Genomic DNA, 24,912 nt, shown 5'->3' with positions numbered 1-24,912 from the left:
CCTGTGGATAACCCCAAGACACCAAACCTTATCCACAGGCCGGGGGTGCGGGCTTCCGTCGCCGACCAGCCCTGCGAGAATCGACCGCGCAACGCCGTACCCCATCGTCGAGGAGAACGACAGCCGTGATCCGTACCCATGATGCCGGAAGCCTGCGTGCCACGGACGCCGGCGGCGCGGTGACCCTGGCCGGCTGGGTGGCCCGCCGCCGTGATCATGGTGGGGTCATCTTCGTCGACCTCCGTGACGGGTCAGGTGTGGTGCAGGTGGTCTTCCGCGAGGAAGACGCGCACCACCTGCGCAACGAATATTGCGTCCGCGTCGAGGGCGAGGTCGCGCGCCGCCCCGCCGGCAACGAGAACCCCGAGCTGCCGACCGGCGAGGTCGAGGTCAACGCGACCGTGCTCGAGGTGCTCTCCGAGGCCGCGCCGCTGCCGCTGCCGGTCGACGACAACGTCGACGCGGGTGACGACATCCGGCTACGCCACCGCTACCTCGACCTGCGCCGCACGGGGCCGGCCAGCGCGCTCAAGCTACGCAGCCGGGCCAACCAGATCGCCCGCCGTGTGCTGCACGACCGCGACTTCAACGAGATCGAGACGCCGACCCTGACCCGGTCGACGCCCGAGGGCGCCCGCGACTTCCTGGTTCCGGTGCGGTTGCAACCCGGCAGCTGGTACGCGCTGCCGCAGTCGCCGCAGCTGTTCAAGCAGCTGCTGATGGTGGCCGGCATGGAGCGCTACTACCAGATCGCGCGCTGCTACCGCGACGAGGACTTCCGCGCCGACCGGCAGCCCGAGTTCACCCAGCTCGACATCGAGATGTCCTTCATCACCCAGGACGACGTGATCGACCTCGGCGAGGCGATCGTCGGCGCCCTGTGGGAGGAGCTGGCCGGTCACCGCATCGAGCGGCCGATCCCGCGGATCACCTGGCACGACGCGATGGCGCGCTACGGGTCCGACAAGCCCGACCTGCGCTACGGCGTCGAGCTGACCGAGCTGACCGACTACCTGCGCGGCACCGAGTTCCGGGTGTTCGCCGGCGCGATCGAGGCCGGCGGCTACGTCGGTGCGGTGGTGATGCCGGGCGGCGCCGCGCAGAGCCGCAAGGAGCTCGACGGCTGGCAGGACTGGGCCAAGGCGCGCGGCGCCCGCGGCCTGGCCTACGTCGTGCTCGACGCCGAGACCGGCGAGGCGCGCGGTCCCGTGGCCAAGAACCTCAGCGCGGGGCACCTCGACGGGCTGGCCGACGCGGTCGGCGCCAAGCCGGGCGACGCCATCTTCTTCGCGGCCGGCGCCGAACGGCGCGAGGCGCAGGAGCTGCTGGGCGCGGCCCGGGTCGAGATCGCCCGCCGGGCCGGCCTGGCCGACCCCGACGCGTGGGCGTTCTGCTGGGTGACCGACGCGCCGATGTTCGAGAAGGACGACGAGGGCGGCTGGACGGCCGTCCACCACCCGTTCACGTCGCCCAACTCGGAGTGGATGGACCGCTTCGAGGAGGCGCCGGACCGGGCACTGGCCTACGCCTACGACATCGTGTGCAACGGCAACGAGATCGGCGGCGGCTCCGTCCGTATTCACCGGGCCGACGTGCAGCGCCGGGTGTTCACGCTGCTCGGCATCAGCGACGAGGAGGCGGCCGACAAGTTCGGCTTCCTGCTGGAGGCGTTCAAGTACGGCCCTCCGCCGCACGGCGGCATCGCGTTCGGCTGGGACCGGGTCTGCATGCTGCTCGCCGGTGCTGACTCGATCCGCGAGGTCATCGCGTTCCCGAAGACGCGGGGCGGCTACGACCCGCTGACGAGCGCGCCGACGCCGATCACGGCGCAGCAGCGGCTCGAGGCCGGCATCGACGCCAAGCCCAAGGGCCCGGCGGCGCACGCGGGCACCGCCGGGGTCGCGGTGCCGGTCGAACACACGCCGTGAGTGGGCGGGCGCCCCGGTGACGGTGCTGGTCGTCGGCGGGAGCGGCTACCTCGGTGGTGAGGTGTGCCGGCTGGCCGTCGCTGCGGGGTCCGCGGTGGTGGCGACCTATCAGCGTGCGCCCGGCGACGTGCCGGGCGTGCGCTGGCAGCGGGTCGACGTCCGCGACCGGGCCGCGGTGGACCGGCTCGTCGACGCGGTGCGGCCGCGGGTGGTGGTCAACACCGTCGGGGTGTACGCCGATTGGGCCGTCACCGCGACCGGTGCCGGGCACGTGGCGGCCTCCGCCGCCCGGATTGGCGCGCGCCTCGTGCACGTCTCGAGCGACGCGGTCCACGGTGGACGGCCCGAGCCGTACCGGGAGGAGGACGACCCGACGCCGGTGTACGCCTACGGCGCGTCGAAGGCGGCGGCCGAGGTGGCGGTGCGGGTGGTGGCGCCGGCCGCGGCGCTCGTCCGGTGCTCGGTGATCATCGGGCCGGATGCCCGGTCGAGGCAGGTCGCGTTCTGCCTCGACGCGCTGGAGCCGGGATCCGAGTTGCGGCTGTTCAGCGACGAGCTGCGCACGCCGGTCGGCGCCGGCGACCTGGCCGCGGCGGTGTTGGAGCTGGCGGCGGGCGACTACGCCGGCGTGCTCAACGTGTCCGGGCCGGAGCCGATGTCCCGGCTCGAGCTGGGCCGGCTGGTCGCGCGGGCCCACGGCCGCGACCCGGCAGCGTTGCGCGGCGCGACCTTGACCGAGATGCGGCTGCACCGCCCGGCGACCGTGGTCCTCGACACGACCCGGGCCCGCGACGTCCTGAAGACCAGACTCCGCCCGCCGTCCGAGATCCTGACCGGCGGCACGCCGAGCTGACCCCGGGTGCCGGGTTCGGCTCTGGCCGCAGGGTCCATCAAGGACAGAGCGAATGGTTGGACCGGGGCTTCACCGGGTCGTTCGCCAGAGACGTAGCCGTTACCTTCGCACCGGGTAGGTGCGTCATCGCCGCGGGCCCTACGTTGCATGCCCCCGGTGTCGAGCCGGGCGGACCGCCGTTAAGCGACCCGCCTCCGCGAGTAGCCAGATCGCTGCGACGAGCGCGTCGGTCCACGGCTCACGGCCGAGGCTAGGCCAGGCCGACCGAGGTCCGGGGGATTGACGACGCGTAGCCGAGGGACGCGTACATCCGGTTCGCCAGGTGGTTGTCGCTCATCACGCCGAGGGCCGCCATGCCGTGTTCCTCGACCAGTCGGCGGGTCACCGCGGCCGTCAGCGCGGCGCCCAGCCCGCGACCGCGGGCGTCCGGGTGCACCGCGATGCCGGCCAGGAAGCCCACCCCGCCTCGGCTGCGGTCCGCCGCGCACGCGACGAGGCGCCCGCCTTCGCGGATCGCCCACCACGCGCGGACGCGGCGGTCGCCGGGCCGGGTCGTCGTCGCCGGGAAGGCGGCGTCGAGCAACGCCGAGATCCCGGCGTCGTCCTCGACCGGGGCCGCGAGCTCCTCGCCTGCCCGCAGCGGTGGGGGAGAGGTCGTCCAGCGGAAGTCCCATTCGTCGCGGACCCGTGCGGCCACCGGCGGTTCCCCGGCGAGGCGCGGCAGGTGCCACCAGCGTGGCGCGTCCGGGGACACCTCGGCCGCCAGGCGGATCGCGGTCGTGGCGGCTACGGCGCCGTCGCCGAGGGCGCACACCGTCGAACCGCCGCGCGTGATCCAGACCACAGTGGACCCGTCTCGGAAGGCGGCGCCGTCGGCTTCGGCGGTGAGGCGGGCGTACGGGTGCGCACCCGTCGCGGCCAGCACCGCGTCGCGGCCGGCGAGGGGTTCAACCATGGCCGCAACGTAACCGATCGATCGTCGAGATTGCCCGCTGACCCGATTGGGTATTGAGCCGGCCACCCCACCCGAACCCCTCGGGCGGAGCCCCCATCAGGAGGATAGAGATGCTCGCCATCGCCGCGGCCATCGTGTTTGGTTTTGCCCTGCTGCTCGACCTGTTCGACACCGACCTGGGCGCGCCGGACCTGTTCAACTGGAACACGCTCGTGCTGATCGGTCTGACGCTGCTCGCCCTGTACTTCGCCGGCGTCGGCAGTGGCCCGCGCAGCGGCACCGGCAGCGGCCGCCGCTTCTACGGCCGCCGTCCCGGTCGCGGCTGACGCCCGGCCTGGGCCGAAGCTGAACGCCAGGTGGAGGCTCGACCTCGACGAAGCCGCCAGCCCCGGCCCAAGCTGACGGGCCAGGCCCGCACGCCGGCACCGGCCGACAGGCTGAAGCCGCGGACGGCGGCGTCATCCGAACACCGGGTGGTCCAGCGCATCTTGCGAAGAACCCCGCGTCGCTCGTACCGGCGCAGGGTTCTTCGCATTTCCGGCACCTGTCTCCCGGCCGGTAGTGTCTTCCTGATGGAGCCCGACGCCCTGTTCTCGGTCGGCGACGGCGGCGGGGTGCGCACCGCACCCCAGCACACCGCCGGCGCTGACGGCTTCGCGGCGCCGGGTGCCGACGCGCCGCTGCCGGTGCGGATGCGGCCCCGGACGATCGACGAGTTGGTCGGGCAGGAGCACCTGCTCGCGCCCGGTGCGCCGCTGCGCCAGCTGGTCAGCGGGTCGACGCCACTCTCGGTGATCCTGTGGGGGCCGCCGGGCAGCGGGAAGACCACTATCGCGCACCTTGTCGCCCAGGCGAGTGACCGCAAGTTCGTGGCGATGTCCGCGCTCAACGCCGGCGTCAAGGACGTCCGCGCCGTGATCGACACCGCGCGGCGGCAGCGGCGGGCCGGCGGCCCGCCGACCGTGCTGTTCATCGACGAGGTGCACCGCTTCTCCAAGACCCAGCAGGACTCGCTGCTCGCGGCCGTCGAGGACCGCACGGTGACGCTGCTGGCGGCGACCACGGAGAACCCGTACTTCTCGGTCATTTCACCGCTTTTGTCCCGGTGTGTTCTGCTGACCCTCCAGCCCCTCGACGAGGCGGCCGTGCGCAGCCTCGTGCGACGCGCGGTCGCGGACGAGCGCGGCCTGGGCGGCGAGGTCACGCTCACCCAGGAAGCAGAAGATCACGTTGTACGCCTCGCGTCAGGCGACGTCCGCAAGGCCCTGACCGCCCTCGAGGCGGCCGCCGGCTCGGCGCTCGCCCGCGGCGCCACCGAGATCGACCTGGCGACCGCGGAGCAGGCGGTCGATGTCGCGGCGGTCCGGTACGACCGGGACGGCGACGAGCACTACGACGTGATCAGCGCGTTCATCAAGAGCATGCGCGGGTCCGATGTGGACGCGTCGCTGCACTACCTGGCGCGGATGCTGGTGGCCGGTGAGGACGCCCGGTTCATCGCCCGGCGCATCGTGATCTTCGCGAGCGAGGACGTCGGCATGGCCGACCCGACGGCGCTGACGGTGGCGACGGCGGCGGCGCACGCGGTGGAGTACGTCGGCCTGCCCGAGGTGCAGCTCAACCTCGCCCAGGCCGTGATCCACATGGCGACCGCGCCCAAGTCGAACAGCGCCACGACCGCGATCGGCGCCGCGCTCGCCGACGTGCGGGCCGGCAAGGGCGGCGGCGTGCCGCGGCACCTGCGGGACGCGCACTACCAGGGTGCGCGGGGGCTCGGGCACGGCAAGGGCTACCAGTACCCGCACGACGACCCGCGTGGTGTGCTGACCCAGCAGTACCCGCCGGACGGGCTGGTCGGGGTCGACTACTACGAGCCCGGCGACCACGGCGACGAGCGTGCGGTGGCCATGCGCCTGCCGACCATCCGCCGGATCATCCGCGGCGAGCGCGGCCGGCGGGGCGCGGCCGGTCCCGACGACGGCGCCGCTTCGGCCCGGTCGGTGGACGACCGCGGTGCGGATGGTGCGGAAACGGTCGACCGTGCGGACGCGCGATCTGCCGACACCGGGGTCGCGGGGGAGCCGGCTGTGGGTGACGCTGTTCCGGCGGAACGCGGCGGTCGACGGTCGCCAGGTGCGACGCGTGACGACGAAGGCGAGGTTGGGTGAACCGGGGTTGCGGGCTGTGTCGCGATCTCGATCCCACCACCGCGCCGGTGTCCCATTGGCGAGGTATGCGGCGGCGCGGTGACGCCACGAGCAGTGAGGTGAACGCGTGAGCGACGATCGGCGCGATCCGCCGGCGGAATCCCGAACGCGATCCCGGCGGCGACGATGGCGGCGAGCCCCACGAGGCTCCGCGCGGTGAAGTGTTCGAGCGGCTTGCGCGCGGGCGTCATCTCCATGGGGCGTTCGTTTACCCGGAAGTCGGCTCGGGCACACCATCCTTGTCGGCGGCGCGCTGGCTGATCGGTTGCCACAGGTCAGGCTCGGCGGGCTCGGGCACGCCGACCCGCAGGCCTTCGAGCTGGGCGGTGAACGCGAGCCCGAAGAAGAACGCGACGCCGGTCAGGTTTGCCCAGATCAGCAGCGCCATGACCCCGGTCAGGGCGCCGTAGGTCTGGTTGAAGCTCTCGGCGAGCGAGACGTAGAGGGCGAGCGTGAGGCTGGTGCCGACCCAGAGCACGGTGGCGATGCCGGCCCCGAACAGCAGCCAGGAGAGCCCGGGCTGGCGCCGCCGGGGTGCGTAGCGGAACAGCGCGGCGATCGGGAACACGGTGAGCACGATGGAGGCGGGCCAGCGGACGATGTCGAACGCGTCGTGGGCCCAGCCACCCCAGCCGTACTCCCGCTGGACCGATTCCCCGATCGGCCCACCGGCGACGAGCATGAGGAAGCCGAGCAGCATGGGCAGGCCGGCGGCGAGGGCGAGCACGGCCGCGCGGACGTACTTGAAGAACGCCGGCCGGTCCCGCTCGACGCCGTATATCCGGTTGGCCCCGCGCTCGACCTGCGACATCGCCATGGTGAGCGCCACGAGGCCGGTGATCAACCCGAGCGCGAGCGCGAGCTCACCGGCGTCCTCGGTGCGTTCGTCGTCGACGAGCAGCTCGCGTACGACGGTGACGCTGGCGCCCGGGGTCAGGGCGATCACCGTGTCCGCGACGACCTTGCCGCCGGACTCGACGCCGAGGTCGGTGGTGAGGCCGGTCAGCGCGATCAGGAAGGGCACGACCGCGAGACAGAGCTGGAACGCGAACGCCCGCGCGTGGCTGAACCCGTCGCCGTAGCGCAGCCGCACGAACGCGTCCCGCAGCAGGTGCCACCCACCGTGCCGACGCAGGGTGTGCCAGGCGTCGTCGGCGGTGAGCTGGTCGGCGGACATCAGTTGGGTTTCCGGAACGATCCGTGTGGAGCTCATTCCCCCGCTTCTCCCCCTGTCATTCCGAGCCCACGAGCCGCTCACCACGCCGCGCGGCGGCGTCGGCGTCATAGGCCAGGTCGTCCGAGCCCTCGGGTCGCGGCACGCAGAGCCAGATGGCGCGGGGCTGGACCTCGACCCGCAGGACCCGCCCGGCGGGGATCACGTCACCATCCATCTCGCGCGGCTGGGGCCGGTTGCTGGTGACCTGGACACGGTGGGCGCGGAAGGTCTCCATCCGGGGCACCCGCCGCCGCCGGCGCAGCACGGCCAGGATCAGGACGGCCCAGTGGCCCATGGTGCGCGGGGTGAGGACGGCGACGTCGAGCCAGCCGTCGTCGGGCTCGGCCTCCTTGAACAGCCGCACACCGCCCTGCAGGCGCCCGACGTTGGCGATGAGCACGGACCGCGCGCGCCGCCGCATCGGCGGGCGGTCGTCGATCCGCACGGAGATGCGCATCGGCCGGTCACGGAGGTGCTTCAGCCCGCCGAAGATGTACGCGAGCCAGCCGATCCGGGCCTTGGTCGTCTCGGAGGTGGACCCGAGCATCTGCGCGTCGAAGCCCATGCCGGCCATGACCGTGAAGTAGCGCTTCTCGTCGCGCCCCTTGACCAGCCCGAGGTCGAGCCGGCGCCGCCCCCCTTCGACGGCGACGGCGATGCCGGCGGCGAGGTCACCGGTGAGCCCCAGGTTGGCGGCGAGGAGGTTGCCGGTGCCGCTGGGCAGCACGGCGAGGGCGGCGTCGGTCCCGACCAGCGCGGACGCGCAGGCCATGATGGTGCCGTCACCGCCGCAGGCGAAGACCACCTCGGCGCCGGCCTCGACCGCGGCACGGCTCTGCCCCCGCCCGGGATCCTCGCGGGTGGTCTCGTACCACTCCGGCGCCGGCCAGCCGGCTTTCGCCAACGCTTTCCCGAGCACAGCACGGAGCTCGTCGGGATCCTCCAGCTTGGCCGGATTGACCACGACGGCCGAGCGCACGCCGGACCTGCTCACATCCACGCAGGAAAGTGTGCAGGACCGCAACGATTTCGGCGACCCAAGCAACCCCGGGGTGGTCACCGGCACCCGCCGGGCACGGCCTCGGCCGACGCCGATGAGGGCTCGCCGCTGACGACGACCAACGCTCGCGGCGACCTTCGCATGCCGAGGCTCGTTCGCCACGGGCCGGCCAGGGCGCGGACGCAAGCCAGGCGGCTGTCGCCGCTGATGAGTGCTCGACTCCGAGGGCAGGTCGGCGGCGGCGATCAGCGCCGGCACTCGACCGTCGACTACATAAGCGCTCGCCGCCTGGTCAGGCCAGACGTAGCGCGGCGCCGTCAGATCGAGGCGGTCGCTCGCGCTTTTGCCCTGATTCACCCACACGATGGATCGCGACATCCCCACGCCCGCCGCACCCCGATACCAGTGTTCGGTCGGCTGCTCCCGCCCGTTCACGGGCATGGTGCCGCGCCGGTCGGGTGCCTACGATGATCACGAATTGCTGGCGGGAAGGGGTTTCCGTGGGCGTGCGTACGGTGTCGCGTGCCGGGTCGATGGGCGTCGTCGGCGGTGCCTACCTGCTCGCGCTCGGCGTGGCCTATGCGGTTGTGGTGCTGGCGCCTCCTTCCTGGCATCCGTTGCTCACCGCGTTCGTCGCGGACCTGGTCGCGACCTTGCTGATCTTCGGCCTGTCGATGGTGCTCGACAACGCGAGCCTCTACGACCCGTACTGGAGCGTCGCCCCACCCGTCATCGCCGCCTGGTGGGTCGTCGCAGCCGACACCGGCGACGGCGTGCGGCAGGCCGTCGTGCTCCTGCTGATCACGGTGTGGGCGGTGCGGCTCACCGCCAACTGGGCGTACGGCTGGGCCGGCCTGCACCACGTCGACTGGCGCTACCGGCAGCTGCGCGCCACCCGCGGCCGCGTGCCCTGGTGGCTCGTCAACCTCGGCGGCATCCAGCTCATGCCCACGCTGGTCGTCTTCCTCGGCCTGCTCTCCGTCTGGCCCGCCCTCGCCGGATCACGCCCCTTCGGTCTGCTCGACGTGGTAGCCACCGCCCTGACCGCCGGCGCGATCGCGCTCGAGGCCGTGGCCGATCTGCAGATGCACCGCTTCGCGGCCGCGGCGGACAACCGCGGCCGCATCCTGGCGACCGGGGTCTGGCGGCGCACGCGCCACCCCAACTACCTCGGTGAGATCGCGCTCTGGTGGGGGTTGTGGATCTTCGGGGTCGCCGCCGCCCCCACGTGGTGGTGGACCGTGATCGGGCCCCTCGGCATGGTCGTGCTTTTCAAGGCCGCGAGCATCCCGCTGATGGACCGCCGGTCGCTGGACCGCCGCAGCGGCTATGCGGACCACATGCGCGAGGTGCCGGCGCTGCTTCCCCGTCTGCGCTGACCGCGTCGCCACGTCACATCACCGCACCGAACGCACGCCGCAACCGCTGCTGCTGAGGGCCATCGCCCCACGGACCGCCGTCGCCACCCCGGGTGGCCATCTCGATATCCATGCAAGCAGATTAGAACGTACGTACGACAGTTTTGGTCGGCGTTGACACGCAGCCAAACGGCTGCCTATGGTGGAAGGGCAGCCAGACGGCTGCATATGAGGTGGGAGTCAGTGGACCTGGTTTTCAAGGCGTTGGCCGACCCGAGCCGCCGCCAGTTGCTCGACTCGTTGAACGCGCGCAACGGGCAGACGCTGCGCGAGCTGTGCGCCGGGCTCGACATGGCGCGCCAGTCGGTGAGCAAGCACCTCGCGGTCCTGGAGGCTGCCGAGCTGGTCACGACGGCCCGGCGCGGCCGGGAGAAGCTGCACTACCTCAACGCCGCGCCGGTCAACGCGATCGCCGACCGCTGGATCAACCGCTACGACCGCGGGCGCGCGCAGGCCCTCGCCGACCTCAAGACCGCATTGGAGCAGACCCCGATGAGCACGTCCGACTTCGTCTACACGACCTACGTCAACACCACGCCGGAACGCCTCTGGCAGGCGCTGACCGATCCGGCATTCACCAAGCGTTACTGGGGTACGGAGTTCGAGACCGACTGGTCCCCCGGCTCCCCGATGGTCTGGCACGCCGAGGGCGCCCGGATCGCCGACCCGGAGCAGGTGGTCGTCGAGTCCGACCCCTACCGGCGGCTGTCGTACACCTGGCACACCTTCACCACCGAGTGGGCCGAGGCATCGGGCATCGCCGAGGCCGACCGCGCGGCGTTCGCCGCCGAGCCACGGTCCACGGTGACCTTCGAGCTGGAGCCCGCCGGGCCGGCCGTGAAGCTGACGGTGATCCACAGCGGTTTCGCCCCAGACGGCGCGGTGCGTAAGGCCATCGACAGCGGCTGGCCGCAGATCGTCGCGGGCCTCAAGACCCTCGTCGAGACCGGCGAACCACTGGTCATGGCCTGACGTCGTCAACCAGAGTTGACAAGCGGCCTCCTGTCAACGTAGATTGACGTCATGAGTCAGGCAGTAGACCTCGCCGCAGCCGCCAGCAGCACCGACCCGAAGGTCGGCCTGCGCGCGGTGTTGGCCCTGCGCCGTCTCCTGGAGAGCCTGGAGACGGTGCAGGTCGACAACGCGCGGGCGCAGGGGTGGTCGTGGCAGGACATCGCCGCCGCGCTCGAGGTGAGCAGGCAGGCGGTACACAAGAAGCACGCCGGGCGTCCGGTCGTGCGACCGTCACAGGAGGCGTGATGTTCGAGCGGTTCACCGACCGGGCACGAGCGGTGGTCAAGGGCGCCGTGGCCGAGTCGCGCACGCTGCGGCACGACAAGGTGGGCACCGAGCATCTGCTGCTCGCGATGCTCGACGAGGAACGCGAGAGCGGCGGCGGCATCGCCGGTCGGGTGCTCCGCGACGCCGGTGTCACCGCGGCCGACATCCGCGCCCGGATCGAGTCGCACGTGGGCCAGGGCCCACGATCGCTCGGTGACGCGGACGCCGAGGCACTAAGGCAGATCGGAATCGACCTGGAAGCGGTACGCCGAAAGGTCGAAGAAGCCTTCGGCGAAGGCGCCCTGAGCCGCCCACCGGCCCGCCCGCACTCCCGCGGCCTGTTCGGTTTCCGCCGGCGCCGCTACTACGCGGCCGGCCCGTTCTCGCCGCGCGCCAAGAAGGTGCTGGAGCTGTCACTGCGGGAAGCGATCCGCTTGAAGCACAAGCACATCGGCACCGAGCACGTCCTCCTGGGCCTGCTCCGCGAGGGCGAAGGTCTCGGGGTGATGGTCCTCGCCGAGTCGGGCGTGGAGGTCGACGACCTGCGCCGCCGCGTGATCGAGGAACTGCGCGCCGCGGCGTAACGCGCCTGGATCGCGGTGGGTCGGGCCGTCGCCCAACCCACCGCACGTGGACGAGACAGCGCCGCACCGCGGGGTGCGGCAGCACCGAGCGAACAGCCCCCGAGCGGTTGCGGATCAGACAAGGCGGGCAAGGCCGAAGCCGGCGCAAACGAGGCCGGCAAGGGCTGAGGGCAGCACACCCGGAGGCCGGCAAGGACTGACGCTGACGCGCCACCGGCTAACGCGGCAAGGGCCAGCGCGCACGGGACTGGCAAGGGCGGCGAACTGAGCCCCGCGGCGTGCGAAGCAGCCAGGCGGATTCGGCCCGAGGTCATACGCACCCGCGGCCGCGCAGGCGGAAATTGGTCGCCGGGCGGCATACACTGGTGGCGTGAGGATTCAGTGCACGCGATTTAGCTGCCCCCGGGTGACCGGTGGGTTGTCTGTCGTGCGCTGATCCGTGCCGCGTCCCGCGGGTGCGGGAGACCACGAAACCCCCGGTCCAGCCGGGGGTTTTCCGTTTCCACCAGTCTCCCCTTCGCCCGTGAGGAAACCGTCATGTCCTACCTGAGCCCTGCCCAACTCCAGGCTGCCCTGGCCCAACGCGACCTAGCCGACCCCACCGCCGGCGAGCACGCCGTCCAGCATGTCGTGGACAAGATCGAGAGCGCGCTGCACAAGCGATGGGGCATACCCGTGCGGCGTGACCCCGGCCCCCGTATCGTGTCGGTCGCCGACAACTACGACCGCCTGCGGTACGGCGCGGCCGACGTCACGCGGGATCGCCGGTACAGCCGATACGTCGACGAAACAAGCATGTTGCGATCCCACACCACCGCCCGGATACCCGCTCTGCTCGACCGGATGGAAGAACAGGACGTCCTGCTCAGCGTCCCCGGCATCACCTACCGCCGCGACGTCATCGACCGCCAGCACGTCGGTGAGCCGCACCAGCTCGACCTCTGGCGCATCAGCACCAACGGAAAACTCACGAACGACGATCTGACCGCCATGATCAGAACAGTCGTCGACGCGGTCCTGCCCGGCAGGAAGGTCGAGACACCGACGAGCCCGCATCCCTACACACTGGACGGACGCGAGATCTACGTCGACGGTGTCGAGATCGGCGAGTGTGGCCTCGCCCATCCAGAGGTGCTTCCGAACGGGGCCACCGGCCTGGCGATGGGGCTCGGGCTCGATCGGATCACCATGCTGGTCAAGGGAATCGACGACATCCGGCTGCTGCGCGCCGCGGACCCGCGGGTGGCCGACCAGATGCGCGACCTGAGCCCGTACCACCCGGTGTCCGCCATGCCCGCCACCAACCGCGACCTCTCCCTGGCCGTCGCCGGCGACCGCGACGCGGAACAGCTCGGCGACCGCGCCCGCGCCGCCCTGGGCGACGACGCCGCGGCCATCGAGGAGATCGAGGTCCGGAGCGAGACCGCCTACGCGGACCTGCCGGATTCGGCCCGGCGACGGATGGGGCTGCGGCCCGGACAGAAGAACGTCCTGCTCCGCCTCGTCCTCCGCGACCTCGACCGCACCCTGGACGCGACGGAGGCCAACGAGATCCGCGACCGGGTCTACGCCGCCCTCCACGAGGGCGGCGAGCACGAGTGGGCCGCCCGCTAGGGCAGCACGGACGGCAGGTCGAACACCGACGACAGCCGGGAGCCCGGCGGCACCGACGGATGCCGTGCCGCCGGGTCGATCAGGTACGACCGGATGCCGAGCGCGCGCGGCCCGAAGTAGTCCGCGGCCGGGTTGTCACCGACGAACACCGCCGCCGGCGCGTCGATGGAGAGCCGCGCCAGCGCCGCCTCGTAGATGGCCGCGGCCGGCTTGCGGACGCCCACCTCCACCGACGTGACGACCGCGTCGAACAGGTCCGCGACGCCCATCGCCGCCAGGTGGCCCGGCACCAGGTCGGGCTCGTGCGTGTTGGACACGACCGCCAGCCGGTGCCGCGACGCCAACGACGAGAGCAGCGGCGCGAGACCCGGCAGGTAGCGCACGCCCGCGTTCCACTCCGCGATGTAGACGTCGACGAACGCCGCCAGGTCGGCCGGCGACGCGTCGGGCAGGAAGGACCCGGCGACGTCCAGCATCGAGAACTCCCGGTGCGAGGCGGCGCACCGCTCCTCCCACGCCATCCACGCCGCGTCCCACCGCACCAGGAACTCGTCGGGCGACATGGCCGCCATGGCCGCCGACTTCACCGGCGTACGCGCGTGCCCGTCGTCGTAGTCGACCAGCGTGCCGAAGAAGTCGAACAGGATGTGCGTCACCCGGCGGGAACCGCCGAGGTCGGCTCGACCCCCTCCTCGGGATCGATCGGCAGGACGACGTGGAACCAGGTCTCGCCCGGCTTCGAGTCGACCCGGATGTCGCCGTGGTGCTTGTTGACCACGATCCGGTAGGAGATGTCGAGCCCGAGCCCCGTGCCCTCGCCCACCGCCTTGGTGGTGAAGAACGGCTCGAAGATCCGCGGCCGCACGTCCTTGGGGATGCCGGGCCCGGTGTCGCCGATCGACACGACCAGGTTGTCGCCCTCGCGGGACGTGCGGACCGTCAGCGTGCCGGACTGGCCCATCGCGCTGATCGCGTTGTCGATCAGGTTGGTCCACACCTGGTTGAGCTCGGCCGCGTACGCCGGGATGTCCGGCAGCGTGCGGTCGTATTCCTTGACCAGCTTGATCCCGTCGGGGAACTTGGCGTGCAGCATCACCAGCGTCGCGTGCAGCAACTCGTGCACGTTGACCGTCTGATGCGGCGCCCGGTCGAGCTGCGAGTATTGCTTCGCGGCGGCGACCAGCGACGAGATGCGCGTGACCGACTCGTCGATCTCGGTCATCAGCTGCTCGGTGTCGAGCGTGTAGGTCAGCCAGCGCAGCGCGTTCTCGAAGTTGTCAGGCCCGATCTCGCCGCGGACCTTCTCCAGGAACTCGGTGTCGACCGCGCCGGAGACCAGCGTCGGGGCGATGTCCCAGGCGCCGGTGATGTCGTGCTGCTCCAGCCAGTCGCCGACCTCGTCCTCGGCGTCGCTGGTCTGCATCGGGGTCAGCTCGGGCGCGCTGGCGGCCCGCTTGATCGCCTCTTCCTGCAGGCCGACCAGCGCGTGCAGGCGCGTGCCGTCGATCCGGCCGTCGGCGATCAGGGCGAGCTTGTGCCGCATGCCGGTGAACCGGGTGCGCAGCACCGAGGTCGCCCGCACCGCCGCCGCGGCCGGGTTGTTGAGCTCGTGGGTCAGGCCCGCCGACAGCGAGCCCAGCGCCAGCAGCCGCTCGCGCTCGCTGACCATCGTCTGCATGGAGCGCATGCCGAAGAACAGGCCCTCGAGCAGGTGCATCGCCATCGGGAACCAGTCGCGCAGCGCGCTGGCCAGCTCGTCGGCGGGCAGCTGGTAGACCTCGACGTCGGAGATCGCGACCATGCTGTTGAGGTAGATCTGCGGGATCTTCTCGATGTACGCCTGCGTCGCGCCCGCGTACGCCCCGACCTGGTCGGTCCGGGTCGTCTCGATCTCGTCGCCGTGCACCTTGCGGCGCAGCGCCACCGTGCCGCTGAGCAGGACGTAGAAGCAGGTCGCCTCCTCGCCCTCGCGGTAGACGGCGGTGCCGCCCGCGTAGTGCTCGACGGATCCGTGGCTGGCGAGGAAGTCGAGCTGCTCGGCGTCGAGCTTCTCGAACAGGAACAGCTTGCGCAGTTCGGCCGGGGACAGCCGGTCGCCTTCGGCGTGCCCGGCTAGTTCGGTGCTCATTGTGCCTCCAGATAACGGTGCACCAGGGAGATGGCCATCGCGCCCTCACCCACCGCGGATGCCACCCGTTTGACCGAGTCGGAGCGAACGTCGCCCGCGGCGAACACGCCGGGGACGCTGCATTCGAGGTGGTACGGGTCGCGTGGCATGGTCCAGCCGACCGGGCGGCTGCCGCCGGCGATCAGGTCGGGCCCCGTGATCACGAAGCCGTGGTCGTCACGGGTGATCACGCCGTCGAGCCAGTCGGTGCGTGGCTCGGCGCCGATGAAGATGAACAGCCACGACGTGTCGACGGGTCGGGTCGACCCGTCGCGGGTGTCGCGCAGCACCAGCCGCTCGAGGTGCTCGTCACCGTCGGCCTCGCTGACCTCGGTGTAGGAGTGGACCTCGATGTTGTCGTGACTCTCGATCTGGTCGATCAGGTAGCGCGACATGGTGCGGGTCAGCCCGTCGCCGCGGACCAGGATGTGCACCTTGCGCGCGTAGCGCGAGAAGTAGACGGCCGCCTGGCCGGCGGAGTTGGCGCCGCCGACGATGTAGACGTCCTGCCCGGAACAGCTCGGCGCCTCGGTGGCCGCCGAGCCGTAGAACACGCCCCGCCCGCGGTAGTCGTTGAGGCCGGGCGCGTCGAGCATGCGGTAGGAGACACCGGTGGCGAGGACGACCGAGTGCGAGGCCACCTCGCTGCCGTCGCCGAACTTGAGCACGCGGGTCGTGCCGCGCACGTCGAGCTCGACCGCCTCGCGGGTGGTCAGCAGCTCGGCGCCGAACCGCACCGCTTGGCGGCGGGCCCGCTCGGCGAGCTGCGCGCCGGAGACCCCGTCGGGAAAGCCCAGATAGTTTTCGATCCGGCTGCTCTGCCCGGCCTGCCCGCCGGTGGCGTGCCGCTCGACCAGCAGCGTGCGCAACCCCTCGGACGCGCCGTAGACCGCCGCGCCGAGCCCTGCCGGGCCGGCGCCGACGACCACGAGGTCGTAGAAGTCCTTGGCCGGCGTCGTCGACAGCCCGACGTGGGTGGCCAGGTCGCCCTCCGTGGGTTGGACCAGCGACTTGCCCTCGGGCGTGACCACCAGCGGCACGTCGGTCTCCTCGACACCGGCCGCCGCGAGCAGCCGCGCACCTTCCGGCTCGTCGGACAGGTACCACCGGTAGGGGACCAGGTTGCGGGCCAGGAAGTCGCGGACCTTGAACGACGGCGCGGACCAGCGGTGGCCGACGACGCGGGTGACCGTGGCGGTCGCCTCGGGCGTCGACGTCCACGCGTCGAGCAGCGAGTCGAGCACCGGATAGAGCTTCTCCTCCGGTGGGTTCCACGGCTTGAGCAGGTAGTGGTCGAGATCGACCCGATTTATCGCGTCGATCGCGGCGTCGGTGTCGGCGTAGGCCGTCAGCAGCACCCGCCGGGCCCGCGGGAACAGGTCCATCGCCGCTTCGAGGAACTCGATGCCGTTCATGTGCGGCATGCGGAAGTCGGCGAGCAGGACCGCCACCTGGTCGCCGCGTAGCTTGATCTCCTTGAGCGCGTCGAGCGCCTCGGCCCCCGAGTTGGCGCGAACGACCCGGTAACGCTCGCCGTATTGACGGCGCACGTCACGGGCGACGGCCCGGGAAACCGCAAGGTCGTCGTCAACGGTGAGGATCGCCGGATTCGCCATGCCACCAATGAAAGCACTAGTCGGTACAGGTCTGTCGCCGCCTGTGGACAGCGCCGCGCGTCGTTGACCGGATCAGTCCGCCAGCGGACGGGATCCGGCCTTCCGCGACGGCCGGCGCCAAGGCGACGATCGGGACATGAACCGCACACTCTTCGTCATCGACGTCCAGGAGTCCTTCCGCCAACGAGAGATCTGGCGCGCCGGCTCCAATCCCGACCTCATCCCCAACGTCAACCACCTGGTTGAAAATTTCCGCGCGAGCGGCGATCTGGTGATCTGGGTGCTGCACAGCGAGCCCGGCACCGGCGGCGTCTTCGACCCCGCGAACGGCCACGTCCGCCTCCTCGACGGCATCATCGCACCGCGCCCGACGGAGCCCACGTTGATCAAGACCTCGCACAACGTCTTCACCACCACCAACGCGGGCCAGATCCTCACCGAGCGGCGCATCTTCGACGTGACCGTCTGCGGCATCCGCACCGAGCAGTGCGTCGAGACCACGGCCCGGGTCGGCGGCGATCTGGGGTACGCCGTCACGTTCGTCACGGATGCGACGCTTACGTTCCCGATCCCCCACCCCGACGCCGCGGCCCACAGCGTCGATGAGATCCTCGCCGACCCGCGCACGCTCGGCGTCGAAGCGATCGTCGAGCGCACGGAGCGTGTTCTCGACGGCCGCTTCGCCGCCATCCGCAGCACCGCCGACGTGACCGGTGCGGCGCTCGTGGCATCATGACCGGATCGTGACCACCGTCGGCTTCCTGCTCGTGCCCGGCCTGCACCTGCTCGACCTGGCCGGGCCCGCACAGGTGTTCTCCACCGCCCGCGACCTCGGCCTCGGCTACGCGCTGACCTACGTCGCCGAGCAGGCCCAGGTGCCCACCGCGCAGGGCCTGCCGGTGCACGCCGACACCGCCCTGCCCAGGCTCGGCCGCACCGACCTGCTGCTCGTGCCGGGCTGGCGCTCGCCGACGCTGCGCGGCACGGGCCGGCTCACACCCGAGACGCTCGCCTGGGTCGCCGCGCACCACCAGGCCGGCGGGACGGTCGCCAGTGTCTGCTCGGGCGCCGACGTGCTCGGCCGGGCCGGCCTGCTCGACGGCCGGCGCTGCACGACCCACCACGGCCTCCAGGACGAGCTGGCCCGGCGCTACCGGCGCGCGACGGTGGTCCGCGACGTGCTCTACGTCGTCGACGGCCGGGTGGTCACCTCCGCCGGCATCGCCAGCGGGATCGACCTCGCGCTGCACCTGATCGCGGTGCGGCACGGCCCGGCGGCCGCGGCCAGGATCGCCCGCGAGATGGTCGTCTACGCGCGCCGCAACGGCGACGAGCACCAGAGCAGCGCGATGCTGCGGCACCGCGGCCACCTCAGCGACGTCGTGCACAAGGTCCAGGACCTGATCGACCAGCGGTACGCGGAGCGCCTGCCGCTGGTCGATCTCGCCGGCGCCGGCGGTGTCAGCGAACGCACGCTGACCCGGCAGTTCAGCCAGGCCACCGGCCTGACGCCGTTGGCCTACCAGCAGGCGCTGCGGCTCGAACGGGCCGAGCACCTGATCGGCCACGGCAGCACGGTGCAGGCCGCGGCCCGAGCGGTGGGCTTCGACGACGCTCGGATGCTGCGCCGCCTACGCGCCCGGGGCTGAGATCGTCTCCGGGTACTTGATGCCCGCCCCCGTGTTGAGCACGACCACCTCGTCGTCGCCCGCCAGCCAGCCGCGGTCGCGCAGCTTGCGCGCGGCGGTCAGGCAGGCCGCGCCCTCGGGACAGAGCAGCAGCCCCTCCCGCTCGCCGAACGCCCGCAGGTCGCCGAGGATCTCCTCGTCGTCGACCGCGATGGCCGTGCCGTCGGTCGCGGCCAGCGCGTCCAGGATCAGCTCGTCGCCGAGCGGTGCCGGCACGGTGATCCCGAACGCGACCGTACGCGCGTCGGCCCACGGCTCCGCCCGCCGCGCACCGGCGTCGAACGCCCGCACGATCGGCGCGCAGCCGGTCGACTGCACCGCGACCAGGCGGGGCAGCCGGTCGCCGATCCAGCCCAGCTCCCGCAGCTCGCCGAGGGCCTTGTGGATGCCGATCAGCCCGACCCCGCCTCCGGTCGGATAGATGATCACGTCGGGCACCCGCCAGCCGAGCTGCTCGCAGATCTCGTACCCCATCGTCTTCTTGCCCTCGAGCCGGTACGGCTCCCGCAGCGTCCCGGCGTCGAAGATGTCGCCGCCCGACGCGGCGATCAGGTCGGCGACCAGCCGGCCCGCGTCGTTGATCAGCCCGTCGACCAGGATCAGCTCCCCGCCGGCCGCGACCACCTCGTTGCGGGTGATCACGGGTGCGCCCAGCGGCATCGCGATCGTCGAGCGGAGCCCGCCGCGGGCCGCGTAGGTCGCCCAGGCCGCGCCCGCGTTGCCGTTGGTCGGCATCGCGACGTGCCGGGCGCCGAGCTCGCGGGCCCGCGAGACGCCGACGGCCGCGCCGCGCGCCTTGAACGAGCCGGTCGGCACGAGCCCTTCGTCCTTGACGAGCAACCGGTCCAGGCCGATCGCGGCGCCGTAGCGGTCGGCCGGCCACAGCGGCGTCCAGCCCTCCCCCAGCGTCACCCGGTGCGCGTCGTCCCGCACCGGCAACAGCTCGCGGTAGCGCCAGAGGTCGGCGCCCCGGCCCGCCACCACGGCGGGCGTGACGGCGGCCCGGACGGCGTCGAGGTCGTAGCGGGCCAGCAAGGGCGAACCGCACCCGCACAGGTTGGTCAGCACCCCCGCGTCGTGCCGGCGACCGCAGCGGGGACATTCGAGATCGGTGAGGAACACCCGCTGATTCTGCGCTATCGCGCGACGGCGGTACGCAGGCGTTGCGGCTGGGGTTCCGGTGCGGCCACGGCGTCGGGGCGCACCAGGTGCCGCACGGCGTGGGCCCGCTCGTGCGCGGCGATGGCCTCGGCCCGCAGGCTGCGCGCCGCCGCGGCCGCGGACTCGGCCGCCGTCCAGGCGATCCGTTCCGCGCGGGCGGCGGCGCGCTCGGCGTCGCGCAGGGTGTCGCGGATCGCCCGGCGCAGCATGGCCTCCTGCTCCGCGGGATGCCGGCGCGGGTCCCAGCCGTTGCGGTGTGCGAGCGCGTCGTTGAGGTCCAACAGGGACAGTTCATTGTGGGCACACGCGGACATCGCGGCCCGGTGCAGCCAGCGCTCGCGGTCCGCGTACTCCTGCGGGGTCTGCGGTGTGACCGGGCTCGGCAGCAGGGCCGCAGCGGTCATCCGGCGGGCGATCGTGTCCGCCGACTCGTACGCCACCCACGCCTGCTCGGCGGTCTCCTGGGCCGTGACCCAGGCGTCGTGGTGGCGTTGCGCCGTGGCCTCGGCGCGTGCGGCCGCGACGGCGACCTCATCGGCGTAGCGGACCAGCTCGGCCGCGGCCTCGGCCCGCTGGTGCCGGCGGATCCGGGCGGCGCGCAGCCGCGTGCGCAGCGGACGACGCTTCGGGCCGCGCGGCCCGACCAGACGCAGTCCGACAAGCGCCAGAACCGAGAGACCGAGCAGGACCGACCAGATGACAGCGGCGCGTGGCACGCCGACGAAGAAGAGCTGCAGGGCTGTTTCCATGTGACACCTCACCGGAGGGCTGGAGGGGACGACGACGGGTGCCGAGCGGTGCTCAGCGGGCGGCGGTGTCGTCGATCGCCGGTGGGGCGCGCGGTGTCGAACGCTCGGGGTGTGCCGCGACGAGCGGGCGGTCCGCCGGGGGCGCGATCGGGGCCGGGTCGGTGGTCACGACCGCGTCGACGGCCGGCGCGGCGTTCTGAGGTGCTTGCGCGTCGGCGACGGCCGGGCGCTCAGGGGTGCTGGCGGCCGCCGCGGGCGGCGCCGCGATGGCGGTCTCCGGCGCGGCGGTCGCGGACACGCCGATGCCTACGGCCAGCGCCAAAGCGGCCAAACCAGTCAGAACCCGCACAGATGACCGCACCATCCGCCGCAAGGGCCGGATCAGCACGTCAGGAAGCACCTGGCCAACCTACCTCGTCCGCCCCAAGAAGGCACGATACGGTCATCACGCCCGTCGATCGCCGTGCCATCGCCGGGATGCCATTTCGGCGCGTTGTTGGCAAGCTGTGCGGGTGCGGTCCCAACAGGTCCTGGACGGGCGTTACCGGCTCGACGATCGCCTCGGTGCAGGCGGCATGTCGGTCGTCTGGCGCGCCCACGACCTCGTGCTGCAGCGCCCGGTGGCGGTCAAGGTGCTGGCCAACCGGCACGCCGTCAGCGTGGCCGCCCGCCAGCGGATCCGGGCCGAGGCCCGGGCCGCCGCCCGGCTCTGGCACCCGCACGTGACGGGCGTCTTCGACTACGGCGAGGCCACGGACGGCGGCGCCAAGGTGCCCTACGTGGTGATGGAGCTGCTGCCCGGCCGCACGCTGGCGCAGCGGCTCGAGGACGGGCCCCTGCCGCCGCGGGTCGCCCTGCGTACCCTCTCGGAGGTCGCCAGCGCGTTGGCCGCCGCGCACGCGCAGGACCTGGTGCACCGCGACGTCAAGCCCTCCAACGTGATGTTGACGCCGTCCGGCGCGAAGGTCGTCGACTTCGGCATCGCGGCGGTGGTCGGCCGCGACGAGCTCGAGTCCGACGGGCTGCTCCTCGGCACGCCGGCCTACCTCGCGCCCGAGCGGCTCACCCTCGGCCAGGTCTCCCCCGCGTCCGACGTGTACGCGCTCGGCCTGCTGATCTACCGCGCGCTGACCGACCGCCTGCCCTGGGAGGCCGACACCACGACCCAGATGATCGACGCGCACGTGTACGTCGAGCCCGACCCGCTGCCGCCCATCCCGGACATCCCGGCCGAGGTGAACGCGATCTGCGACCGGTGCCTCGCCAAGGAGCCCGCCGACCGGCCGTCGGCCGCCGAGGTGGCGACGGTGCTGGCCGGCGCGGCCGGAATCGTGCCACCGCAGCTGGACAACGACCCGGCGCTGGCCGGCCTGGTGGCCGCGATGGACGCCACCACCCAGGCCGCCGCGGCCGCCGCACCGGTGACGGCGGACGTCGTCGACACCGGCCGGCCCGCGGTCGACCCGGAGCTGACCACGGAGGTCGTGCGCGCGGCACCGGCCCGCCGGCCCGACCGGCGACGGCGCACGGCGCTGCTGACCGCCGCGGGCGCCGCGCTGGTCGTTGGCGCGGTCGTGGCGGCGCTGGTGGTGCCTGATGACCCGCCGACGGGCATCGCGGGCGGCGCGGGTGCGTCGGTCACCCCGGCGGTGACGACCTCGGCACCACCCGATCCGAGTCCGACCCGCGGGACCCCGACGCGGAACACCCCGACCGGCGGCGACGACCAGGGCACGGCGGGGTCCGGCAACTCCACCACGGACGGCGACGGCGCGGGCGGGGCAGAGGCGACCCGCGACTCGAACCCGGGCTCCGGTTCAGGTTCCGGCTCGGACCCCGGCACCGGCGACGGCGGTGGCGGCGAGACCGAGGCGCCCGACCCCGGCCCCACGCCCGGCCGTTCCGTCCAGCTCGGCGTGCTCGGCATCGGCGTCACCGCGCGCTGCGTCGGCGACCAGGTCGAGGTGCTCGAGCCCGCCGACCACCGGTCGGGTCCGCAGAACCGGGTCACCATCACGGTGCTCGCCGCCAGCGTCACCCTGGCCTGCCGCAACGGAATGCCGAGCGTGATCTGAGGCTCAGCGCCCGGCGGCCAGGGCCGTGATGCCGTCGCGGTAGGTCGGATACCGCGGCTCCCAGCCCAGCTCGTCGCGCGCCGTCCGGTTGGACAGGTGCGCCACCGTGGTCAGGAACGCGTGGAGGTACGGCCCCACCGCCCGGATCACCCACAGCGGCACGGTCATCGGCTTGGGCGTGCCGGACCGCTCCGCCAGGAACCGCACGTGGGCGGTCATCGAGGCCGGCTCGTCGTCGACGATGTGGTACGCCGCGCCGGGCCGGCCGCGTTCGAGCGCCGCGACGGTCGCCGTGCCCGCGTCTTCGAGGTGGGTCCACGGCAGCACGCCGCGGACCCGCTCCGAGACGACCGGCAGCGCCCGCTTGCGCAGCATCGCGACGATCGCGTCGGTGCCACCGCCGCCGTACCCGGGACCGTAGAGCGCGCCGAACCGCAGTGACACGCCCTCGACGCCGGCGGTGTGGAACGCCTCGTGCTCCTTGACCCGGAAGCCTTCGAGGTGGCGTTCCAGCGCGGCGGTCCGGCCCGGCGGCGCCCACGGGGTGTTCGACTCCGTGATGACGCGGTCGCCGAAGTCGCCGTACCCGTAACCGAAGTGCATGGACTCGACGACCAGCCGGCGGGCGCCGACGGCCTGGACCGCCTCGACGAAGTTGCGGGTCCCGCGCACGCGCAGGGCGTCGGTGGCGGTCATGTCGGAGTGCCGCATCGGCGGCTTGCGCAGTGCGGTCGCCGCGTGCACCGCCGCGTCGGCGCGCTGGCCGTCGACCGCGCGCAGCAGCCCGTCGCGGTCCATCAGGTCGGCGACCACCGGCTCGACGCCGTCCGCGCGCAGCCGCTGCGCGCCGCCGGGCGACCGGGTCACCCCCACCACCTCGTGCCCGGAAGCGGTCAGCGCGGCCGCCATGTGCCGACCGAGAACGCCGGATGCCCCCGCCAACAGGACTCTCATCACTGTCTCCCTTCAACGACGTACACCGGAACAGTAAAGTCGGTCGGGTGACCAAGGAGCTCGATCTGGACCTCGGTGGCGGCCAGAACCTCCACGTCTACGACACCGGCCGACCCGCACCGCTCACCGTCTTCTGGCACCATGGCACGCCCAACCTCGGCGCGCCGCCCGTGCCGCTGCTGCACGAGCACGTCCGCTGGGTGTCCTACGACCGGCCCGGCTACGGCACCTCCACGCGGGCGCCGGGCCGCGACGTGTCGTCAGCCGCGCGCTACACCACGGCGATCGCCGACCAGCTCGGGCTCGAGCGGTTCGCGGTGGTCGGCCACTCCGGCGGCGCGCCGCACGCGCTGGCCGTCGCCGCGCTGCTGCCGTCGCGGGTGACCGCGGTCGTCATCGGGTCGAGCCTCGCGCCGTGGGGTGCGGACGGCCTCGACTGGTTCGGTGACATGGCACCCGGCGCCGCGGCGTCGCTGCACGCCGCGCTGGCGGGCCGCGCGGCCCGCGAGTCCTATGGGGAGCACCCGTCCGACGACCCGGACATCGGCTTCTGCGACGCGGACGAGGACGCCCTCGCGACCGACTGGGCCTGGGTGCTCGACGTGGTGCGGCCGGCCCTGGCCCAGGGTCCCGCCGCCGCGGCCGACGACGACCTCGCCTACGTGGCGCCGTGGGGCTTCGACCCGGCCGCGGTCACCGCACCGGTCCTGGTGCTGACCGGCGCGCGCGACCGGATGGTGCCACCGACGCACAGCGGGTGGCTCGCCGCACGGATCCCGGGCGCGACACTGCGGACGTCCGACGTGGACGGGCACGTGTCCGTCCTCCGGCGGTTCCCGTCGGCGATGCGGTGGCTCACGAAGCGGTGAGCGACAGCCGCCCGGTCCAGCCGCCGAGCACCCGCTCCGGATCGGTGGCCAGCACGTCCGCGAGCAGACCCGCGTAGACGTCGCGGAAGTCCACCGTGTACTTCAGGTCGCCGTCGTCCAGGTCGGTCAGGCTCGGCTGCGCGCCGTGCAGCCCGCCGCGTACGCCGGAACCGAGCACGAACACGTTGGACGCCGTGCCGTGGTCGGTGCCGTCGCTCGCGTTGGCCCGCACCCGGCGGCCGAACTCCGAGTAGACCGCCACGGTCACCGGACGGCCGGCCATCCGGTCGGCGAACGCGGTGACGGCCTTGTCCATCTTGCCGAGCAGGATCTCCTGGAGCTGCTTCTCGTCGGCGTGGGTGTCGAAGCCGCCGAGCGACACCGAGAAGGCCCGGGTCGCCACGCCCGCCTCGACGCACTGGGCGACGAGGTCGAGCTGCGCGCCGAGCTCGGCCCGCCCGCCGGTGCCGGTGGCCGGGTCGGCGCCGCCGTCGTCCGCGTCGGGATCGTCGGGCCGCGCCTCGCGTACCTCGGTGATCATCTGGTCGATCCGGTCCAGGTCGGCGAAGCACCGGGC

24 protein-coding genes are annotated in these 24,912 nt (G+C 72.6%); 13 read left to right on the top strand and 11 right to left on the bottom strand.

Features of this window, described 5'->3' with window-relative positions:
* Positions 1-125: 125 nt before the first annotated feature.
* Positions 126-1,928: an aspartate--tRNA ligase gene (aspS, locus tag AB0H87_RS06185; RefSeq protein WP_360140466.1), complete on the top strand. Its 1,803-nt coding sequence runs from the start codon at positions 126-128 to the stop codon at positions 1,926-1,928.
* A gap of 16 nt (positions 1,929-1,944) precedes the next feature.
* Complete coding sequence (locus AB0H87_RS06180; protein WP_360140463.1) at positions 1,945-2,781, top strand: sugar nucleotide-binding protein; 837 nt, start codon at positions 1,945-1,947, stop codon at positions 2,779-2,781.
* A 250-nt stretch (positions 2,782-3,031) separates the two neighbouring features.
* Here the strand turns inward: AB0H87_RS06180 and AB0H87_RS06175 are convergent, their stop codons facing one another.
* A complete protein-coding gene (locus tag AB0H87_RS06175; protein ID WP_360140460.1) occupies positions 3,032-3,736 on the bottom strand; it encodes a GNAT family N-acetyltransferase in 705 nt (234 codons plus the stop codon).
* A gap of 110 nt (positions 3,737-3,846) precedes the next feature.
* Here AB0H87_RS06175 and AB0H87_RS06170 point away from each other — a divergent pair, with 110 nt between their 5' ends.
* Together AB0H87_RS06170 and AB0H87_RS06165 are read left to right on the top strand one after the other, a co-directional pair.
* A complete protein-coding gene (locus AB0H87_RS06170) occupies positions 3,847-4,062 on the top strand; it encodes a hypothetical protein (RefSeq protein ID WP_360140457.1) in 216 nt (71 codons plus the stop codon).
* Between the two features lie 246 nt (positions 4,063-4,308).
* Entirely contained in the window at positions 4,309-5,904 is a 1,596-nt protein-coding gene (locus AB0H87_RS06165) for a replication-associated recombination protein A (RefSeq protein WP_360140454.1), read from the top strand.
* Between the two features lie 247 nt (positions 5,905-6,151).
* Here AB0H87_RS06165 and AB0H87_RS06160 read toward each other — a convergent pair whose 3' ends face one another.
* Both AB0H87_RS06160 and AB0H87_RS06155 read right to left on the bottom strand, forming a co-directional pair.
* On the bottom strand, positions 6,152-7,156 hold the full coding sequence (locus AB0H87_RS06160) for a YihY/virulence factor BrkB family protein (RefSeq protein ID WP_360140451.1): 1,005 nt from the start codon (positions 7,154-7,156) through the stop codon (positions 6,152-6,154).
* 19 nt (positions 7,157-7,175) lie between these two features.
* Complete coding sequence (locus tag AB0H87_RS06155; RefSeq protein ID WP_360140449.1) at positions 7,176-8,159, bottom strand: diacylglycerol kinase family protein; 984 nt, start codon at positions 8,157-8,159, stop codon at positions 7,176-7,178.
* A gap of 500 nt (positions 8,160-8,659) precedes the next feature.
* On the opposite strand from AB0H87_RS06155, the gene AB0H87_RS06150 reads away from it, so the two are divergent.
* The 5 genes from AB0H87_RS06150 (at position 8,660) to AB0H87_RS06130 (ending at position 13,056) form a co-directional block, all read left to right on the top strand.
* Positions 8,660-9,538, top strand: coding sequence for a DUF1295 domain-containing protein (locus AB0H87_RS06150; RefSeq protein ID WP_360140447.1), 879 nt, complete (start codon positions 8,660-8,662; stop codon positions 9,536-9,538).
* A 222-nt stretch (positions 9,539-9,760) separates the two neighbouring features.
* Positions 9,761-10,549, top strand: a complete 789-nt coding sequence (locus tag AB0H87_RS06145) for a metalloregulator ArsR/SmtB family transcription factor (RefSeq protein ID WP_360140445.1) — start codon at positions 9,761-9,763, stop codon at positions 10,547-10,549.
* A 51-nt stretch (positions 10,550-10,600) separates the two neighbouring features.
* On the top strand, positions 10,601-10,837 hold the full coding sequence (locus tag AB0H87_RS06140) for a helix-turn-helix domain-containing protein (RefSeq protein WP_360140443.1): 237 nt from the start codon (positions 10,601-10,603) through the stop codon (positions 10,835-10,837).
* Positions 10,837-11,442 carry a Clp protease N-terminal domain-containing protein gene (locus AB0H87_RS06135; protein ID WP_360140441.1) on the top strand — a complete coding sequence of 202 codons (606 nt, stop codon included), beginning with the start codon at positions 10,837-10,839 and terminating at the stop codon, positions 11,440-11,442. The genes AB0H87_RS06140 and AB0H87_RS06135 overlap by 1 nt, the downstream gene beginning before the upstream one ends.
* Positions 11,443-11,979: 537 nt before the next feature.
* Positions 11,980-13,056: a hypothetical protein gene (locus AB0H87_RS06130; RefSeq protein ID WP_360140439.1), complete on the top strand. Its 1,077-nt coding sequence runs from the start codon at positions 11,980-11,982 to the stop codon at positions 13,054-13,056.
* On the opposite strand, the gene AB0H87_RS06125 is transcribed toward AB0H87_RS06130, so the two are convergent.
* Genes AB0H87_RS06125 through AB0H87_RS06115 form a run of 3 tightly spaced genes read right to left on the bottom strand, consistent with a single transcriptional unit; the run spans position 13,053 to position 16,839 of the window.
* Positions 13,053-13,712 (bottom strand): HAD family hydrolase, encoded by a 660-nt coding sequence (locus AB0H87_RS06125; RefSeq protein WP_360140436.1) that lies wholly within the window; start codon positions 13,710-13,712, stop codon positions 13,053-13,055. The genes AB0H87_RS06130 and AB0H87_RS06125 overlap by 4 nt on opposite strands.
* Positions 13,709-15,184 carry an ATP-binding protein gene (locus AB0H87_RS06120; protein ID WP_360140433.1) on the bottom strand — a complete coding sequence of 492 codons (1,476 nt, stop codon included), beginning with the start codon at positions 15,182-15,184 and terminating at the stop codon, positions 13,709-13,711. Before AB0H87_RS06120 ends, AB0H87_RS06125 begins: the two co-directional genes overlap by 4 nt.
* Positions 15,181-16,839 (bottom strand): FAD-dependent oxidoreductase, encoded by a 1,659-nt coding sequence (locus AB0H87_RS06115; RefSeq protein ID WP_360140430.1) that lies wholly within the window; start codon positions 16,837-16,839, stop codon positions 15,181-15,183. Before AB0H87_RS06115 ends, AB0H87_RS06120 begins: the two co-directional genes overlap by 4 nt.
* Before the next feature lie 136 nt (positions 16,840-16,975).
* Between AB0H87_RS06115 and AB0H87_RS06110 the strand changes: the two genes are divergently transcribed.
* Entirely contained in the window at positions 16,976-17,575 is a 600-nt protein-coding gene (locus AB0H87_RS06110; protein WP_360140427.1) for an isochorismatase family protein, read from the top strand.
* A gap of 7 nt (positions 17,576-17,582) precedes the next feature.
* Entirely contained in the window at positions 17,583-18,488 is a 906-nt protein-coding gene (locus AB0H87_RS06105) for a DJ-1/PfpI family protein (protein ID WP_360140424.1), read from the top strand.
* Here AB0H87_RS06105 and AB0H87_RS06100 read toward each other — a convergent pair.
* The 3 genes from AB0H87_RS06100 to AB0H87_RS06090 are packed head-to-tail and all read right to left on the bottom strand — an operon-like array spanning position 18,471 to position 20,786.
* A complete protein-coding gene (locus AB0H87_RS06100; RefSeq protein WP_360140421.1) occupies positions 18,471-19,649 on the bottom strand; it encodes a threonine synthase in 1,179 nt (392 codons plus the stop codon). The genes AB0H87_RS06105 and AB0H87_RS06100 overlap by 18 nt on opposite strands.
* A gap of 14 nt (positions 19,650-19,663) precedes the next feature.
* A complete protein-coding gene (locus tag AB0H87_RS06095; protein ID WP_360140418.1) occupies positions 19,664-20,437 on the bottom strand; it encodes a hypothetical protein in 774 nt (257 codons plus the stop codon).
* Between the two features lie 52 nt (positions 20,438-20,489).
* Positions 20,490-20,786, bottom strand: a complete 297-nt coding sequence (locus AB0H87_RS06090) for a hypothetical protein (RefSeq protein ID WP_360140415.1) — start codon at positions 20,784-20,786, stop codon at positions 20,490-20,492.
* Between the two features lie 163 nt (positions 20,787-20,949).
* Between AB0H87_RS06090 and AB0H87_RS06085 the strand changes: the two genes are divergently transcribed.
* A complete protein-coding gene (locus AB0H87_RS06085) occupies positions 20,950-22,512 on the top strand; it encodes a serine/threonine-protein kinase (RefSeq protein ID WP_360140412.1) in 1,563 nt (520 codons plus the stop codon).
* A gap of 3 nt (positions 22,513-22,515) precedes the next feature.
* On the opposite strand, the gene AB0H87_RS06080 is transcribed toward AB0H87_RS06085, so the two are convergent.
* Positions 22,516-23,466 carry an NAD(P)-dependent oxidoreductase gene (locus AB0H87_RS06080; RefSeq protein ID WP_360140409.1) on the bottom strand — a complete coding sequence of 317 codons (951 nt, stop codon included), beginning with the start codon at positions 23,464-23,466 and terminating at the stop codon, positions 22,516-22,518.
* 47 nt (positions 23,467-23,513) lie between these two features.
* Between AB0H87_RS06080 and AB0H87_RS06075 the strand changes: the two genes are divergently transcribed.
* Positions 23,514-24,335, top strand: coding sequence for an alpha/beta hydrolase (locus AB0H87_RS06075; RefSeq protein ID WP_360140406.1), 822 nt, complete (start codon positions 23,514-23,516; stop codon positions 24,333-24,335).
* Here the strand turns inward: AB0H87_RS06075 and AB0H87_RS06070 are convergent.
* The coding region (locus AB0H87_RS06070) for a DUF1501 domain-containing protein (protein ID WP_360140403.1) at positions 24,322-24,912 on the bottom strand (591 nt) is incomplete at its 5' end. The two genes, AB0H87_RS06075 and AB0H87_RS06070, sit on opposite strands and share 14 nt — an antisense overlap.

Origin of the sequence: Asanoa sp. NPDC050611, from assembly GCF_040654855.1 — a bacterium.
In the GTDB taxonomy this organism is placed as follows: domain Bacteria; phylum Actinomycetota; class Actinomycetes; order Mycobacteriales; family Micromonosporaceae; genus Asanoa.
Note: the sequence above shows the minus strand (reverse complement) of the source record. Positions and strands in the feature narration are given on the sequence as shown.